Below are 15,489 nucleotides of genomic sequence, written 5' to 3'. Positions count from 1 at the left end.
GCACCCGCCTACCTGGCGGCCCGCCGCGCCGGCGTCCCCTTCACCGTCCACGAGGCCAACGCGCGCCCCGGGCTCGCCAACCGCCTCGGCGCGCGCGCGACCCGCTCGGTCGGCGTGGCCTTCGAGGGCACGCCCCTGCCGCACGCGCGGGTGGTCGGCATGCCGCTGCGCCGCGAGATCGCCGAGCTCGACCGGGCCGCGCGCCGCGACGAGGCGATGGCGGCGCTGGGCCTCGACCCGTCCCGGCAGACCCTCCTGGTGACCGGCGGCTCCCTCGGCGCTCGACGGATCAACGCGACGGTGCACGCCGCCGCCCGGGATCTCGTCGCCACCGGCTTCCAGGTCCTCCACATCACGGGCGACCGTGCCGAGATCACGGACCCGGGGGTGGCCGGCTACCACCTCCTCGCCTACTGCGACCGGATGGACCTCGCGCTGTCCGCCGCGGACGTGGCCGTCTCCCGCGCGGGGGCGGCGACCGTCAGCGAGCTGACAGCCCTCGGCCTGCCCGCGGTCTACGTCCCGTACCCGGTCGGCAACGGCGAGCAGCGCTACAACGCGCGCGGCGTCGTCGACGCCGGGGGAGCGGTCCTCGTCGAGGACGCCGCCTTCCTCCCCGGCTGGGTGCAGCGGGAGCTCGTACCGCTCCTGGGCGACACCGCCCGTCGCGACGAGATGGCGCGCCGGGCTGCCCGCGTGGGAGTCCGCGACGGCTCCGGGCGGCTCGTCGACCTGATCGAGTCGACCCTCTCCGCTCCGCGCTGAGCCCGCTCCGCGCGGCTCGTGAGAGCACTCCCGCCCACCGTCTACACTGATCCGGCGCACCGCGGGAGGCCCCTCCCGCCCGCCGCGACCCACCCGAAAGCGAGAGCCCCGTGATCAAGCCCGACCTCGGCATCACCGTCCCCGACGAGCTCGGCTCGGTCCACTTCATCGGCATCGGCGGCTCCGGGATGAGCGGGATCGCCCGGCTGTTCCACCACGCCGGGCACCGGGTCACCGGGTCCGACGTCCGCGAGTCCCACCCCATCGAGCAGCTGCGGGAGCTCGGCGTCCCGGTCGCCATCGGCCACGACGCGGCGAACCTCGGGGACGCCGAGGCGGTCGTCGTCACCTCCGCCCTGTGGCCCGACAATCCCGAGTACCTGCTCGCGAAGGAGCGCGGCCTGCCCGTGCTGCACCGCTCGCAGGCCCTCGCCTGGCTGGTGCGCGGCAGGCGCCTGGTCGCGGTGGCCGGAGCGCACGGCAAGACCACGTCGACCGGCATGATCGTCACCGGCCTGCTCGGCGTCGACGCCGACCCCAGCTTCGTCAACGGCGGCATCATCGAGAGCCTCGGCACCTCCTCCGCCGCCGGCTCCGGCGAGGTCTTCGTCGTCGAGGCCGACGAGTCGGACGGCAGCTTCCTCCTCTACGACACCGCGGTCGCCCTCATCACGAACGTCGACCCGGACCACCTCGACCACTACGGATCGCTGGAGGCGTTCGAGGAGGCCTTCGTCACCTTCGCCTCCTCCGCGAGCGAGCTCGTCGTCATCTCCTCCGACGACCCCGGCGCCGTCCGCGTCACCGAGCGGCTGGTCGGCGGACGGGTGCTGACCTTCGGCGAGGCCGAGGGGGCAGACGTCCGCGTCGTCGACCTCGACCTCGTCGGCCCCGTCGGCTTCTCGGTCGAGTACGAGGGCAGGCGCTACTCGGCCCGCCTCCGCATCCCCGGCCGGCACAACGCGATCAACGCGGCCGGCGCGTTCGCAGTGCTGGTGGGCCTGGGCTTCGATCCGGCCGCCTCGCTCGAGGCCGTGTCGGCGTTCGGAGGCACGGAGCGCCGCTTCGAGCTGCACGGAGCGGTCCGCGGAGTCAGCGTCTACGACGACTACGCCCACCACCCCACCGAGGTGGCCGCCGCCCTCTCCGCCGCGCGCACCGTGGTCGGCGAGGGCCGCATCATCGCCGTGCACCAGCCGCACCTCTACAGCCGCACCCGCCTCTTCGCCCGCGAGTTCGCCGCGACGCTCGAGCGCTACGCCGACGAGACGATCGTCCTCGACGTCTACGGGGCGCGCGAGGATCCGGAGCCCGGAGTGACCGGAGCGCTGGTCAGCGAGAAGTTCGCCGACCCGTCGCACGTCTCGTTCGTCCCGGACTGGGCGGAGGCGGCCCGCCTCACGGCCGGCATCGCGCGCGAGGGCGACTTCGTCATCACCCTCGGCTGCGGCGACGTCTACCGGATCATCCCGCAGGTGCTCGAGTCGCTCGGCGCGAGCGAGGCCGCGCCGGTCGCACGATGACCGCGGTCCTCGCGCCCGAAGCGGGGGAGCGGCCGTGAAGCGGCCCGACGGCGGACTCCCTCCGGCGCCCGGTCGGAGCGTCCCCGCGCGCGGCGGCGAGCCGGAGCCGGACACCGAGCCGATCCGGATCGTCACCGCGATCCGCGTGGCCCCGGAGCCGGCCGAGCGCACTCCGTCGCGCGCGGGCGCGGTCCGCCGCACCCTCTCGGGCCTGCGCCTGCCCGGTGCCGAGAACCGGGCCGTCTCCCGGGCCGCCCGCGAGCGGAGGCGCTACGAGCGGGGGGAGGTCCGCCGCTTCACGAAGCGCGCGCGTCGGCGCCGCCTGATCGCCCTGGTCGTGGCCGGATCGCTCGTCGCCCTCGCCCTCATCGTCGGAGTCGCGGCCTTCTCGCCGCTCATGGCCGTGCGCACGATCGAGATCTCGGGCACCCAGCGCGTCGACGCCGCCGCCCTGCAGAGCGAGCTCGACGACCAGCTCGGCGTCCCGCTCACCCTGGTGGACCGGGACGAGGTCGGCCGCGTGCTGGGCGCGTCCCCGCTCATCCAGAGCTACTCGGTGCAGACCCGGCCGCCGAGCACCCTCGTGGTGTCGATCGTCGAGCGCACGCCCCTCGGCGTGATCGCGGCGGGGGGCCGCTTCGAGCTCGTGGACGCGGCCGGAGTTGTCATCGAGACGGCGGACTCGGCGCAGCCCGGCTACCCGGTCCTCACCACCGCGTCCGGCGACGCCTCGGGAGCCGGCTTCCGCGCGACCGCGCGGGTGCTGCGCTCCCTGCCCGCGTCGCTCGCTCCGCAGGTGACGGCCGCCACGGCCACGACCGGCGACGACGTCTCGCTCACCCTGCAGAACGGCACGGAAGTCGTCTGGGGCGGGTCGGACGAGTCGGCGCTCAAGGCCGTCGTGCTCGAGAAGCTGATGGCCGCGACCGACCCCGCCGTCGTCGGCACTTACGACGTGTCCTCGCCCCAGGCCGCCGTCGTGGCGCCCCGGCCCTGACCGGCGACGGATCCGCGCGTTCTTTCGAGCGTTGCGGGCGTGTCTGCTGGGAGCGCGACCGGACTCCGCCTACCGTCGGAGCCGAACCCCAAATGCATACTCAGCATAACTTTAAGCCTCAACTACAGGTTTAAGGTTCAGCCCGGAGGCCGGAGACGTGACTTCAAACCAGAACTACCTCGCCGTGATCAAGGTCGTCGGCATCGGCGGTGGTGGCGTCAACGCCGTCAACCGCATGATCGAGCTCGGCCTGCGCGGTGTCGAATTCATCGCGATCAACACGGACGCCCAGGCGCTCCTGCTCAGCGACGCCGACGTCAAGCTCGACGTGGGCCGCGAGCTGACCCGCGGACTCGGCGCCGGCGCCGACCCCGAGGTCGGCCGCCGCGCCGCCGAGGACCACGCCGAGGAGATCGAGGAGGTCCTCGCGGGGGCCGACATGGTCTTCGTCACCGCGGGCGAGGGCGGCGGCACCGGCACCGGCGGCGCGCCCGTCGTCGCGCGGATCGCCAAGTCGATCGGCGCCCTCACCATCGGCGTCGTGACCAAGCCCTTCGGGTTCGAGGGACGCCGTCGGCAGACGCAGGCCGAGGCCGGCGTCGCGACGCTGAAGAACGAGGTCGACACGCTCATCGTCGTCCCGAACGACCGCCTGCTCGAGATCAGCGACCGCGGCATCTCGATGCTCGAGGCCTTCGCGACCGCCGACCAGGTGCTCCTCGCCGGCGTCCAGGGCATCACCGACCTGATCACCACGCCCGGCCTGATCAACCTCGACTTCGCCGACGTGAAGTCGGTCATGCAGGGCGCGGGCTCGGCGCTGATGGGCATCGGCTCGTCGCGCGGCGCCGATCGCGCGATCAAGGCGGCTGAGCTGGCCGTCGCCTCACCGCTGCTCGAGGCCAGCATCGACGGCGCGCACGGCGTGCTCCTCTCGATCCAGGGCGGCTCGAACCTCGGCATCTTCGAGATCAACGACGCGGCGCGCCTCGTCCAGGAGGCGGTGCACGCCGAGGCGAACATCATCTTCGGTGCCGTGATCGACGACACGCTCGGCGACGAGGTGCGCGTCACCGTCATCGCCGCGGGCTTCGACGGCGGAGAGCCGGGCGGGACCGCTCAGGCCGCGATCGCCCAGCCGCGCCAGCAGCAGAGCTCGGCGAGCGAGTCGGCCGCCGAGCCCGTCCCGGCTCCCGCCGCCGCCCCTGCGGCTGGCTCGATCTGGTCGAGCACCCCCGTCGCCGCCCCGGCCCCTGTCGCCGACCCGTCCTTCGACGACGACGACAGCGACCTGGACATCCCCGACTTCCTCAAGTAGTCGTGCCGGATCCGGAGCTGGCCGCGCGCTGGGCCGAGGTCTCCGAGCGGGTCGCCGACGCGACCCGCTCGGCCGGTCGCGAGGCGTCCTCGGTCACGACCATCGTGGTGACCAAGTTCCACCCCGTGTCGCTGCTCCGCGACCTCCTCGAGCTGGGCGTCGTCGACTTCGGCGAGAACCGGCACCAGGAGGCGCAGGAGAAGTCGGCCGAGCTGGCGGGGACCGCTGCGCGCTGGCACTTCATCGGGCAGCTCCAGAGCAAGAAGGCGCGCCAGGTGCGCCGCTACGCCGACGCGGTCCACTCCGTCGACCGGCTCGCGCTCGTCCCGCTGCTGGAGGCGGGGGAGGAGCCGCTCGACGTGTTCCTGCAGGTCAACCTCACCGAGGATCCCGACCGCGGGGGAGCGTCGCCCGCCGACGTCGAGCCCCTCGCCGAGGCTCTCGCCGGGGCGCCCGGCCTCACGCTGCGCGGCGTGATGGCGGTCGCTCCGCTGGACGAGGAGCCCCGTCCGGCTTTCGCCCGGCTCCGGTCGATCTCCGACCGCGTGCGCGCCGTCGAGCCCTCCGCCACGGCGATCTCGGCGGGCATGTCGAACGACTTCGCCGAGGCGATCGCGGAGGGTGCGACACACCTGCGAATCGGATCGGCAATCACCGGAGAACGCCCCGCCCGCACCTAACCTCGTGGTGACCCACCTGTGGGAGCACACACGACACGGAGGACACCCCATGGCCAACCCGCTGAAGAAGACGATGGTCTACCTCGGACTCGCCGACGAAGAGGTCGAGTACGAGCGCGCAGAGCCCGTCGAGGCGGCCCCGGCGACGGCCCACCGCGCACCGGTCTCCCCGGTGCAGCCCGTCCCTCCCGTCGAGCCGGTGCAGCAGCCCCGCGCGACGGTCACCCCGCTCCGCAAGCCCACCCCCCAGACCCCGAAGGCGACGGCACCCGCCGAGATGAACGAGATCCTCACCGTCCACCCGAAGCAGTACCGCGACGCGCAGGTCATCGCGGAGAACTTCCGCGACGGCATCCCCGTGATCATCAACCTCTCGCAGATGAGCGATGCGGACGCCCGCCGCCTCATCGACTTCGCGAGCGGACTCTCGCAGGGCCTCTACGGCCGCATCGAGCGCGTGACGAGCAAGGTCTTCCTGCTCTCGCCGTCGCACATCACCGTCGCCGGCGACTCCGCCTCCGCCGAGAGCGACGCCGACGCGTCGTTCTTCGCGAAGTCCTGATCCCGGGGAGCCCTGGCCCCCGGTGACCTCCGTCGTCTCGCTCCTCGGGAGCGTCCTGTACTTCGTGCTGCTGCTCTACTTCTTCGCGATGTGGGCGCGGTTCGTGCTCGACCTCGTCCGCGTGATCCGACGCGACTGGCGCCCCCGCGGTGCCGGCCTCGTCGCCGCGGAGGGCGTCTACACCGTCACGGACCCGCCGATCGGCTTCTTCCGACGCCTGATCAAGCCGGTCTCGATCGGTCCGATCGCGCTCGATTTCGGCTGGAGCCTCACCATGCTCTGCGTCATCGTGGGCATGTACATCGCCACGTGGCTCCAGCGCGCCTGACCGTCCCTGTATCGTTGGCACGTCCGGACGTTCCCCGCGGTGTCAGCACTGCGCCGTGCGCCTGAAGTTGCTAGCTTTAGTCGCGCGTTGTTAAACGTGTACCTACTTGAAATCGAAGGTGGAAAGCCATGGCGCTCACTCCCGAAGACGTTGTCAACAAGCGGTTCCAGCCGACTAAGTTCCGTGAGGGATACGACCAGGACGAGGTCGACGACTTCCTCGACGAGGTCGTCGTGGAGCTCCGCCGCCTGAACCAGGAGAACGAGGAGCTTCGTCAGCGCCTCTCCTCCGGCGACAGCCGCCCCTCGGACGCCCGAGTCTCCGACGCCCCGCGCGAGAGCACTCCTGCTCCCGCCCCGGTGGTCGACGAGGCACCCGAGCCGGAGCCGCAGCCCGAGCCCGAGCCCACCCCGGCTCCCGCACCGGTCGTCGCTCCCGTCAGCTCCTCGCAGTCGGCTCCGGTCGACGAGGCCGAGAGCTCCAGCGGACTCCTGCAGCTCGCCCGCCGCCTCCACGAGGAGCACGTGCGCGAGGGTGCCGAGAAGCGCGACGCTCTCGTCGCCGAGGGCCGTGCCACGGCCGCCCGCATCGTCGCCGAGGCCGAGGCCAAGCAGCGCCAGCAGGTCGCGAAGCTCGAGGAGGAGCGCGCGACGGTCGAGCACCGCATCGACGAGCTCCGCACCTTCGAGCGCGAGTACCGCCAGAAGCTGAAGAGCTACATCGAGGGCCAGCTCCGCGACCTCGACACCCAGCCGGCGTCGACGGAGTCCTCGCTGTCGGGCTTTGGGGCGTAGTCCCGCCGCAGCGGACGTCAGGCCGAGGGTGCTCGTCACCCTCGGCCTCGTCGCGCTCGCGGTCTTCGCGATCGATCAGACCGCGAAGTTCCTGGTCACGACGAACCTGACCCTGGGCGAGGACGTCCACGTCCTCGGCGACGTCCTGATCCTGCACTACGTGAAGAACCCGGGTGCCGCCTTCTCCCTCGCGAGCGGGTCGACCTGGATCTTCTCGATCATCGCGGCGTGCGTCGTCGTCGCCGTGATCTGGTTCTCGCGCCGGATCCGCTCCACCGCGTGGGGCGTCTTCTTCGGCCTGCTGCTCGGCGGCACCCTCGGCAACCTCTTCGACCGGCTGTTCCGAGAGCCCTCCTTCGGGCTCGGACACGTCGTCGACTTCCTCTTCACGCCGTGGCTGCTCCCGGCGATCTACAACGTCGCCGACATCGCGATCTGCACGGCGATGGCGCTGTTCGTCCTCCTGAGCGTGCGGGGCGTCGGCCTCGACGGCACCCGCGAGCGCGCGGGCCGCGACGAGCAGGAGCAGGTCGTCTCCGAGGACGGCGCTCCCGCCGCCCCCGGAGCGGGCGCCCCCGCAGCGGCCTCCTCCGTCGAGGAGGCGGCCCGCGACGCCGACCGCCCCGGCGGACGCTGATGGCGCAGTCCCGAGAGCTGCCGGTCCCGGACGGGCTCGACGGCCTCCGCGTGGACGCGGCCGTCGCGAAGCTGCTCGGCTTCTCGCGCACCTTCGCGGCCGAGGTCGCCGAGGCGGGCGGAGTGAGCGCCGACGGACGGGTCCTCGACAAGAGCGACCGCGTGCGCGCCGGCACCTGGCTGAGCGTCGAGTGGAGCCCGCGCGAGGAGCCGCGGATCGTGCCGATGGCGGTCCCCGGCCTCGGCATCGTGCACGACGACGACGACATCGTGGTGATCGACAAGCCCGTCGGAGTGGCCGCGCACCCCGCCGTGGGCTGGGAGGGACCGACGGTGCTCGGCGCCCTCGCCGCCGCGGGCTTCACCGTGTCGACCTCCGGTGCGGCCGAGCGCGCGGGCATCGTGCACCGGCTCGACGCCGGCACGAGCGGCCTCATGGTCGTCGCGAAGTCCGAGCGCGCCTACACGCACCTCAAGCGCGCGTTCCACGACCGCACGGTCGAGAAGGTCTACCACGCGGTCGTGCAGGGCCACCCCGACCCGCTCGCCGGGACGATCGACGCCCCGCTCGGCCGCCACCCGTCCTCGGACTGGAAGTTCGCGGTCCGCGCCGACGGCAAGCCCTCGGTGACCCACTACGAGACGATCGAGGCCTTCCCGTTCGCCTCCCTCCTCGAGATCCACCTCGAGACCGGCCGCACCCACCAGATCCGCGTGCACATGGCCGCCCAGCGCCACCCGTGCGTCGGCGACGCCATGTACGGCGCCGATCCGACCCTCTCGAAGCGGCTCGGCCTCACCCGCCAGTGGCTCGACGCGGTCCGGCTCGGCTTCACCCACCCGGGCTCGGGGGAGTGGGTGCAGTTCGAGGCGTCCTACCCCGACGACCTGGTGCACGCCCTCGAGGTGCTGCGCGGGGAGTGATCCGCGCTCTCCCGGCCGGACCCGCGTCCGGCGCGGTTAGACTTCTTCCCGCCGTGTCCACGGGCCCTCCCGGGTCGCCGGCCATCCCTCCCCTGCCCGCAGTCCGCCGGAGGCGCATCCTTGCCGAGTAACGATTCCTTCGTCCACCTCCACGTGCACAGCGAGTACTCGATGCTCGACGGTGCAGCGCGGGTGAAGCCGCTGATCGACGCGGCGGTCGAGGAGGGCATGCCGGCCATCGCCGTGACCGACCACGGGAACGTGTTCGGCGCCTACGACTTCTGGCGCACCGCGACGGCGGCGGGGATCAAGCCGATCATCGGCACCGAGGCCTACCTCACCCCGGGGACGCACCGCTCCGACAAGACCCGCATCCGCTGGGGTGACGGCGGAGGGGACGACGTGTCCGGCTCCGGCGCGTACACCCACATGACGCTGCTCAGCTCGACCACGACGGGCATGCACAACCTCTTCCGCCTCTCCTCGCGCGCGTCGATCGAGGGCTACTACTTCAAGCCGCGCATGGACCGCGAGATCCTCTCGCAGTACTCCGAGGGCCTGATCGGCACCACGGGCTGCCCGAGCGGCGAGGTCCAGACGCGCCTGCGCCTCGGCCAGTACAAGGAGGCCCGCCAGGCGGCCGCCGACTACCGCGACATCTTCGGCAAGGAGAACTTCTTCGCCGAGATCATGGATCACGGCCTCGACATCGAGCGGCGGGTGATCGGCGACGTCATCCGGCTCGCGAAGGACCTCGACCTCCCGCTGGTCGCCACCAACGACCTGCACTACACGCACGCGCACGACGCGACCTCGCACGCGGCGCTGCTCTGCGTGCAGTCCGGGACCACCCTCGACGACCCCAAGCGCTTCAAGTTCGACGCGGACGAGTTCTACCTCAAGTCGCCGCGCGAGATGCGCCAGGTCTTCCGCGACCACCCCGAGGCCTGCGACAACACGCTCCTCATCGCGGAGCGCTGCGACGTCCAGTTCGACACCTCGGCGAACTACATGCCGCGCTTCCCGGTGCCGGAGGGCGAGACCGAGGACACCTGGTTCGTGAAGGAGGTCGAGGCCGGACTGCGCGAGCGCTACCCGGACGGCATCTCCCAGGAAGTGCGCGACCGGGCGGACTACGAGACCCGCGTCATCCTGCAGATGGGCTTCCCCGGCTACTTCCTCGTCGTCGCCGACTTCATCAACTGGTCCAAGCGCAACGGAATCCGCGTCGGTCCCGGCCGCGGCTCCGGTGCCGGCTCGATGGCGGCCTACGCGATGAAGATCACCGACCTCGATCCGCTGCGCCACGGCCTGATCTTCGAGCGCTTCCTCAACCCCGACCGCGTGTCCATGCCCGACTTCGACGTCGACTTCGACGACCGTCGCCGCGGCGAGGTCATCCGCTACGTTACCGAGAAGTACGGCGACGAGCGCGTCGCGCAGATCGTCACCTACGGCACCATCAAGGCGAAGCAGGCTCTCAAGGACGCCTCGCGCGTCCTCGGCTTCCCGTTCGGGATGGGCGAGAAGCTGACGAAGGCCATGCCGCCCGCGATCATGGGCAAGGACATCCCGCTCAGCGGCATCAACGACCCCGCCCACGCGCGCTACAAGGAAGCGCTCGACGTGCGCAACGTCATCGCCGAGGACCCGCAGGCCAAGCTGGTCTTCGACACCGCGCTCGGGCTCGAGAACCTCAAGCGCCAGTGGGGCGTGCACGCGGCCGGCGTCATCATGTCCAGCGATCCGCTGCTGGACATCATCCCGATCATGAAGCGGGAGCAGGACGGCCAGATCGTCACGCAGTTCGACTACCCCGCGTGCGAGTCGCTCGGGCTGATCAAGATGGACTTCCTGGGGCTGCGGAACCTCACGATCATCGACGACGCCCTCGACAACATCCGCGCCAACCGCGGACAGGACCTCGTGCTCGAGGACCTCGAGCTCGACGACCAGGCCGCCTACGACCTCCTCGCCCGCGGCGACACGCTCGGCGTGTTCCAGCTCGACGGCGGCCCGATGCGCGGCCTTCTCCGACTGATGAAGCCCGACAACTTCGAGGACATCTCCGCAGTCCTCGCGCTCTACCGGCCGGGCCCGATGGGCGCCGACTCCCACACCAACTACGCGCTGCGGAAGAACGGCGTGCAGGAGATCACCCCGATCCACCCGGAGCTCGAGGAGCCGCTCTCGGAGGTGCTCGGAGGGACCTACGGCCTGATCGTGTACCAGGAGCAGGTCATGTCGATCGCGCAGAAGCTCGCGGGCTTCACGCTCGCGCAGGCCGACCTGCTGCGGCGCGCGATGGGCAAGAAGAAGAAGTCCGAGCTGGACAAGCAGTTCGAGGGCTTCTCGGGCGGCATGATCGCCAACGGCTACTCGATGGAGGCCGTCAAGACCCTCTGGGACATCCTGCTGCCCTTCTCCGACTACGCCTTCAACAAGGCGCACTCGGCGGCGTACGGCGTCGTCTCCTACTGGACGGCGTACCTCAAGGCGCACTACCCCGCGGAGTACATGGCCGCGCTGCTCACCAGCGTCGGCGACTCCAAGGACAAGATGGCCGCCTACCTCAACGAGTGCCGGCGGATGGGGATCAAGGTGCTCCCGCCGGACGTCAACGAGTCGATCGGCTTCTTCACCGCAGTCGGCACCGACATCCGCTTCGGCCTCGGCGCCGTCCGCAACGTCGGCATGAACGTCGTCGAGGGCATCCGGGCCGCCCGCGAGGAGAAGGGGCGCTTCGAGACGTTCCACGACTTCCTCCGCAAGGTGCCGCTGCAGGTGACCAACAAGCGCACCATCGAGTCGCTCATCAAGGCCGGCGCCTTCGACTCGCTCGGCTCGACCCGCCGCGCCCTGGTCGAGGTGCACGAGGACGCCGTCGAGGCGGCGGTGGGGGAGAAGCGCAACGAGGCGAACGGCCAGGTCGGCTTCGACTTCGACAGCCTCTGGGACGAGCCGCAGGCCGCGATCCAGGTGCCCGAGCGGCCCGAATGGGCCAAGCGCGACAAGCTCGCCTTCGAGCGCGACATGCTCGGGCTCTACGTGTCCGACCATCCGCTCGCCGGACTCGAGACCGAGCTCGCCAAGCACTACAGCACCACGATCGCCGACCTGCTGATCTCGGAGACGATCGCCGACGGCGAGACCGTGGTCGTCGCGGGCCTCGTCACGAGCGTCCAGCACCGCATGGCCAAGGCCTCCGGCAACCAGTACGGGATGATCCAGGTCGAGGACTTCGGCGGCGAGATCACCTGCATGTTCATGGGGAAGGCGTACCAGGAGTTCGCCCCGGCGCTCACGAACGACTCCATCGTCGTCGTCAGAGGCCGCGTCAGCATGCGCGACGACGGGATGAATCTGCACGCGTTCAGCCTGTTCGCCCCCGAGATGAGCCAGGACGGCGACTCGGGACCGCTCACCGTCTCGATGCCCGAGTCGCGCGCGACCACCGACACGGTCTCGCAGCTCAGCGACGTGCTCATCCGCCACTCCGGCCAGACCGAGGTGCGCCTGAAGCTCATCAAGGGCGACACGGCCCGCGTGTTCGAGGTGCCGTTCCCCGTGCGCATCACCCCGGACCTCTTCGGCGAGCTGAAGAGCCTGCTGGGGCCGAACTGTCTGTATTGAATTCCGAGCCGGTCCCCGACCGGCTCGGCGCGGTCGGCTGGGGAGGGTGGCCGGGTTCGTGAGAGCGTCGTGCGTCCGGCTACGACGATCCGCTGACACGCGGATCGCCGGTTCGCCTCGGAGGGTGCGGCGAGAGGGTGGCGGATCGGAGGGCGAGCCTGCGGCCGCCGGTGTCCTCCTGGTGGTCGAGTAGCCGCGCGGCGGCGTATCGAGACCGGGCGAGCGCCCGTAGATGCTGGTCGAGTAGCCGCGGAGCGGCGGATCGAGACCGGGTGAGCGCCGGGCGGGACGGGGTCCGGGCGGGGGAGCGCGCGGCGAGGGAGCGGGGGAGGGCGGCGCGTAGACTGGGGCGGCCATGATCCAGACTCTCGACCTCCGCGGCCGTCGTCCCTCCTCCGCCGAGCTCCTCGCCCTCGTGCCCCGCAATCCGGGCACGTCCGCCTCCGTCGGGCCCGTCGTCGCCGAGCTGATCGCCGACGTCCGAGAACGCGGCGCGGAGGCGCTCCTCGACCAGGCGGAGCGGCTGGACGGCGTGCGCCCCCCGCACCTCCGCGTGCCCGCCGAGCAGATCGCCGAGGCGCTCGACCGCCTCGACCCGGCCATCCGCAGCGCACTCGAGGAGGCGATCGCGCGCGTCCGCCGCGCCAGCGCCGCACAGATCCCCCCGCCCCGCACCACCGAGCTCGACGACGGCGCCACGGTCACCCAGCGCTGGCAGCCCGTCGCCCGCGCCGGGCTGTACGTCCCCGGCGGCAAGGCGGTCTACCCGTCGAGCGTCGTCATGAACGCCGTGCCCGCGCAGGCCGCCGGAGTCGCCTCCATCGCCCTGGTCTCGCCGCCGCAGAAGGCGTTCGGCGGCTCCGTCCACCCCACGATCCTCGCGGCGGCCGCTCTGCTCGGCATCGACGAGGTCTACGCGGTCGGGGGCGCCGGAGCCGTCGCCGCACTGGCCTACGGCGTCGACTCGATCGGGCTGGATCCCGTCAGCATCATCACCGGGCCGGGGAACGTCTGGGTCACCACCGCGAAGCGCCAGGTGCTCGGCCAGGTCGGCATCGACTCCGAGGCGGGCCCGACCGAGATCCTCGTGATCGCCGACGACTCCGCCGACCCGCGCCTTGTCGCCGCCGACCTGGTCAGCCAGGCCGAGCACGACGAGGCCGCCTCCGCGGTCCTGGTCACCGACAGCGCCGAGCTCGCCGCCGCCGTCGAGCGCGAGGTCGCCGCCCAGGCCGCTGCCACCCACCACGCGGAGCGCGTGGCCATCGCACTCGACGGCCCGCAGTCCGCGCTCGTGATCGTCGACGACCTCGAGCTCGCCTGCGCGTTCAGCGACGCCTACGGCCCCGAGCACCTCGAGCTGCACACGGCCGACCCCGTCGCGACGGCCGAGCGGATCCACGACGCCGGCGCGATCTTCCTCGGTCCGACCACCCCGGTGAGCCTGGGCGACTACCTCGCCGGCTCCAACCACGTGCTCCCGACGCTGGGGCAGGCGCGCTTCTCCTCCGGGCTCGGCGCCTACACCTTCCTCCGGCCGCAGCAGCTGATCTCGTACGACCGCGGTGCGCTCGAGCGCGTCGCCCCGCACATCCGCGCTCTCAGCGACGCCGAGGCGCTGCCCGCCCACGGCGACGCCGTCGACGCCCGCTTCGCCTGAGACCGAGAGGCCCTCGATGTTCTGCCCCTTCTGCCGGCACCCCGACTCCCGAGTGATCGACTCGCGCACGAGCGACGACGGCCTCTCGATCCGCCGCCGCCGGCAGTGCCCGTCGTGCGGCCGGCGCTTCTCGACGACCGAGACCGCGAGCCTCGTCGTGATCAAGCGCAGCGGAGTCGTGGAGCCGTTCAGCCGCGAGAAGATCGTCAGCGGCGTCCGGAAGGCCTGCCAGGGCCGGCCCGTCACCGACACCGATCTCGCCGTCCTCGCGCAGCGGGTGGAGGAGAGCATCCGCTCCACGGGCGCGTCGCAGATCGACGCGAACGACATCGGCCTCGCCATCCTGCCGCCGCTGCGCGAGCTCGACGAGGTCGCCTACCTCCGCTTCGCGAGCGTCTACCAGGCGTTCGACTCGCTGGACGACTTCGAGTCTGCGATCACCCTGCTCCGCGCCGAGCGCACCTCCGTGCCCCACAGCGCCGACGAGATCTGAGGCCCGGGTGTACCCGCTCCTGTTCCGCACCGTCCTGCGCCGCCTCGACCCGGAGCGGGCGCACCACCTGAGCTTCCCGGTGATCCGGGCCCTCGGAGCCCTCGCTCCGGTCCTGCGCCGGACCACCGTCCCGCGCGGAACGCCCGCGGTCGAGACGCTCGGCCTCCGCTTCGAGACCCCGTTCGGCGTCGCGGCCGGCTTCGACAAAGACGCCACCGCGGTCCTGGGCTTCGGCGCGCTCGGCTTCGGACACGTCGAGGTCGGGACCCTGACCGCTCGGGCGCAGCCGGGCAACGACCGGCCGCGCCTCTTCCGGCTGATCGCGGACCGCGCCGTCGTCAACAGGATGGGCTTCAACAATCACGGCGCCGAGGCCGCGGCGCAACGGCTGATCCGGCTGCGCAGCGCGCGCCGCCGCCCCGTGATCGGCGTGAACATCGGCAAGAGCCGGGTGGTCGAGGTGGACGACGCGATCGAGGACTACCTGATCAGCACGCGCCTGCTCGCGCCGCTCGCCGACTACCTCGTCGTGAACGTCAGCTCGCCGAACACCCCCGGGCTCCGCGGCCTGCAGGAGATCGACCGCCTCGAGCCGCTCCTCGCGGCCGTCAAGGACGCCGCCGACACGACGCCCCTGCTGGTCAAGATCGCCCCGGACCTCTCCGACGACGAGGTCGGCCGGGTCGCCGAGCTCGCCGTCCGCCTGGGTCTGGACGGGATCATCGCGACCAACACCACACTCTCCCGGGAGGGCCTCTCGACCGACCGCGCCGTGGTCGAGGCGGCCGGCGCCGGCGGCCTCTCCGGTGCCCCGCTGGCCGCGCGCTCGCTCGAGGTGCTCCGCGTGATCCGCGGCGTCGTCCCCGCGGCCTTCTGCGTGATCTCCGTCGGAGGAGTCGAGACGGCCGAGGACGTGCGCGAGCGCCTCGACGCGGGCGCCACCCTCGTCCAGGGCTACACCGCCTTCATCTACCGCGGGCCCCTGTGGGCTCGGGACATCAACCGGGGACTGGCCCGCGCCTCCTGACCCGCCGTGCACCACGAAGGGCCCCCGGAGCCGCGCGAGGCGCGACCGCAGGGGCCCTTCGTGGTCCGCCGTCCGACTACTCGGGGAAGGCGCGGCGCTTGACCTGGGGCTTCGGCAGTCGCATGACGCGCAGCTGGAGGGCGCGCATC

General features: G+C 71.9%; 14 protein-coding genes. All 14 read left to right on the top strand.

Annotation, left to right across the window (positions count from 1 at the left end; genetic code table 11):
• On the top strand, window positions 1-765 hold a 765-nt coding region (locus tag C5C33_RS16765; protein WP_104261664.1), incomplete at its 5' end, for a glycosyltransferase.
• Window positions 766-875: 110 nt separating this feature from the next.
• Entirely contained in the window at window positions 876-2,288 is a 1,413-nt protein-coding gene (murC, locus tag C5C33_RS16760; RefSeq protein WP_104261663.1) for a UDP-N-acetylmuramate--L-alanine ligase, read from the top strand.
• A 34-nt stretch (window positions 2,289-2,322) separates the two neighbouring features.
• A complete protein-coding gene (locus C5C33_RS16755; protein WP_104261662.1) occupies window positions 2,323-3,285 on the top strand; it encodes a cell division protein FtsQ/DivIB in 963 nt (320 codons plus the stop codon).
• Window positions 3,286-3,442: 157 nt separating this feature from the next.
• Window positions 3,443-4,603 carry a cell division protein FtsZ gene (gene ftsZ, locus C5C33_RS16750; RefSeq protein ID WP_104222597.1) on the top strand — a complete coding sequence of 387 codons (1,161 nt, stop codon included), beginning with the start codon at window positions 3,443-3,445 and terminating at the stop codon, window positions 4,601-4,603.
• 2 nt (window positions 4,604-4,605) lie between these two features.
• Window positions 4,606-5,283: a YggS family pyridoxal phosphate-dependent enzyme gene (locus tag C5C33_RS16745; RefSeq protein WP_104222598.1), complete on the top strand. Its 678-nt coding sequence runs from the start codon at window positions 4,606-4,608 to the stop codon at window positions 5,281-5,283.
• Window positions 5,284-5,332: 49 nt separating this feature from the next.
• Window positions 5,333-5,845, top strand: coding sequence for a cell division protein SepF (locus C5C33_RS16740; protein ID WP_104222599.1), 513 nt, complete (start codon window positions 5,333-5,335; stop codon window positions 5,843-5,845).
• Window positions 5,846-5,867: 22 nt separating this feature from the next.
• The gene (locus tag C5C33_RS16735) at window positions 5,868-6,173 is read left to right on the top strand and encodes a YggT family protein (RefSeq protein WP_258059242.1); all 306 of its coding nucleotides are present in this window, start codon (window positions 5,868-5,870) and stop codon (window positions 6,171-6,173) included.
• Between the two features lie 128 nt (window positions 6,174-6,301).
• Entirely contained in the window at window positions 6,302-6,967 is a 666-nt protein-coding gene (locus C5C33_RS16730) for a DivIVA domain-containing protein (protein WP_104222600.1), read from the top strand.
• 28 nt (window positions 6,968-6,995) lie between these two features.
• The gene (lspA, locus tag C5C33_RS16725) at window positions 6,996-7,604 is read left to right on the top strand and encodes a signal peptidase II (RefSeq protein WP_104261661.1); all 609 of its coding nucleotides are present in this window, start codon (window positions 6,996-6,998) and stop codon (window positions 7,602-7,604) included.
• A complete protein-coding gene (locus C5C33_RS16720; RefSeq protein ID WP_104261660.1) occupies window positions 7,604-8,527 on the top strand; it encodes an RluA family pseudouridine synthase in 924 nt (307 codons plus the stop codon). The genes lspA and C5C33_RS16720 overlap by 1 nt, the downstream gene beginning before the upstream one ends.
• A gap of 171 nt (window positions 8,528-8,698) precedes the next feature.
• Window positions 8,699-12,160 carry a DNA polymerase III subunit alpha gene (gene dnaE, locus C5C33_RS16715; protein WP_374953830.1) on the top strand — a complete coding sequence of 1,154 codons (3,462 nt, stop codon included), beginning with the start codon at window positions 8,699-8,701 and terminating at the stop codon, window positions 12,158-12,160.
• 355 nt (window positions 12,161-12,515) lie between these two features.
• Complete coding sequence (hisD, locus tag C5C33_RS16710) at window positions 12,516-13,820, top strand: histidinol dehydrogenase (RefSeq protein WP_104246755.1); 1,305 nt, start codon at window positions 12,516-12,518, stop codon at window positions 13,818-13,820.
• 16 nt (window positions 13,821-13,836) lie between these two features.
• Window positions 13,837-14,313, top strand: a complete 477-nt coding sequence (nrdR, locus tag C5C33_RS16705; protein WP_104224657.1) for a transcriptional regulator NrdR — start codon at window positions 13,837-13,839, stop codon at window positions 14,311-14,313.
• A 7-nt stretch (window positions 14,314-14,320) separates the two neighbouring features.
• Complete coding sequence (locus C5C33_RS16700) at window positions 14,321-15,340, top strand: quinone-dependent dihydroorotate dehydrogenase (protein WP_104224656.1); 1,020 nt, start codon at window positions 14,321-14,323, stop codon at window positions 15,338-15,340.
• Window positions 15,341-15,489 lie beyond the last annotated feature (149 nt).

It is taken from the genome of Rathayibacter sp. AY1H3, assembly GCF_002932015.1.
The sequence above is the reverse complement of the archived record's forward strand: the minus strand, read 5'-3'. Positions and strand labels throughout refer to the sequence as shown.

What these genes read in the sequence shown, in the direction of transcription:
- C5C33_RS16740 (WP_104222599.1), top strand. Translation starts at nt 5,333, where the DNA reads ATGGCCAACCCGCTGAAGAAGACGATGGTCTACCTCGGACTCGCCGAC.
- hisD (WP_104246755.1), top strand. Translation starts at nt 12,516, where the DNA reads ATGATCCAGACTCTCGACCTCCGCGGCCGTCGTCCCTCCTCCGCCGAG.
- C5C33_RS16730 (WP_104222600.1), top strand. Translation starts at nt 6,302, where the DNA reads ATGGCGCTCACTCCCGAAGACGTTGTCAACAAGCGGTTCCAGCCGACT.
- dnaE (WP_374953830.1), top strand. Translation starts at nt 8,699, where the DNA reads ATGCTCGACGGTGCAGCGCGGGTGAAGCCGCTGATCGACGCGGCGGTC.
- C5C33_RS16720 (WP_104261660.1), top strand. Translation starts at nt 7,604, where the DNA reads ATGGCGCAGTCCCGAGAGCTGCCGGTCCCGGACGGGCTCGACGGCCTC.
- nrdR (WP_104224657.1), top strand. Translation starts at nt 13,837, where the DNA reads ATGTTCTGCCCCTTCTGCCGGCACCCCGACTCCCGAGTGATCGACTCG.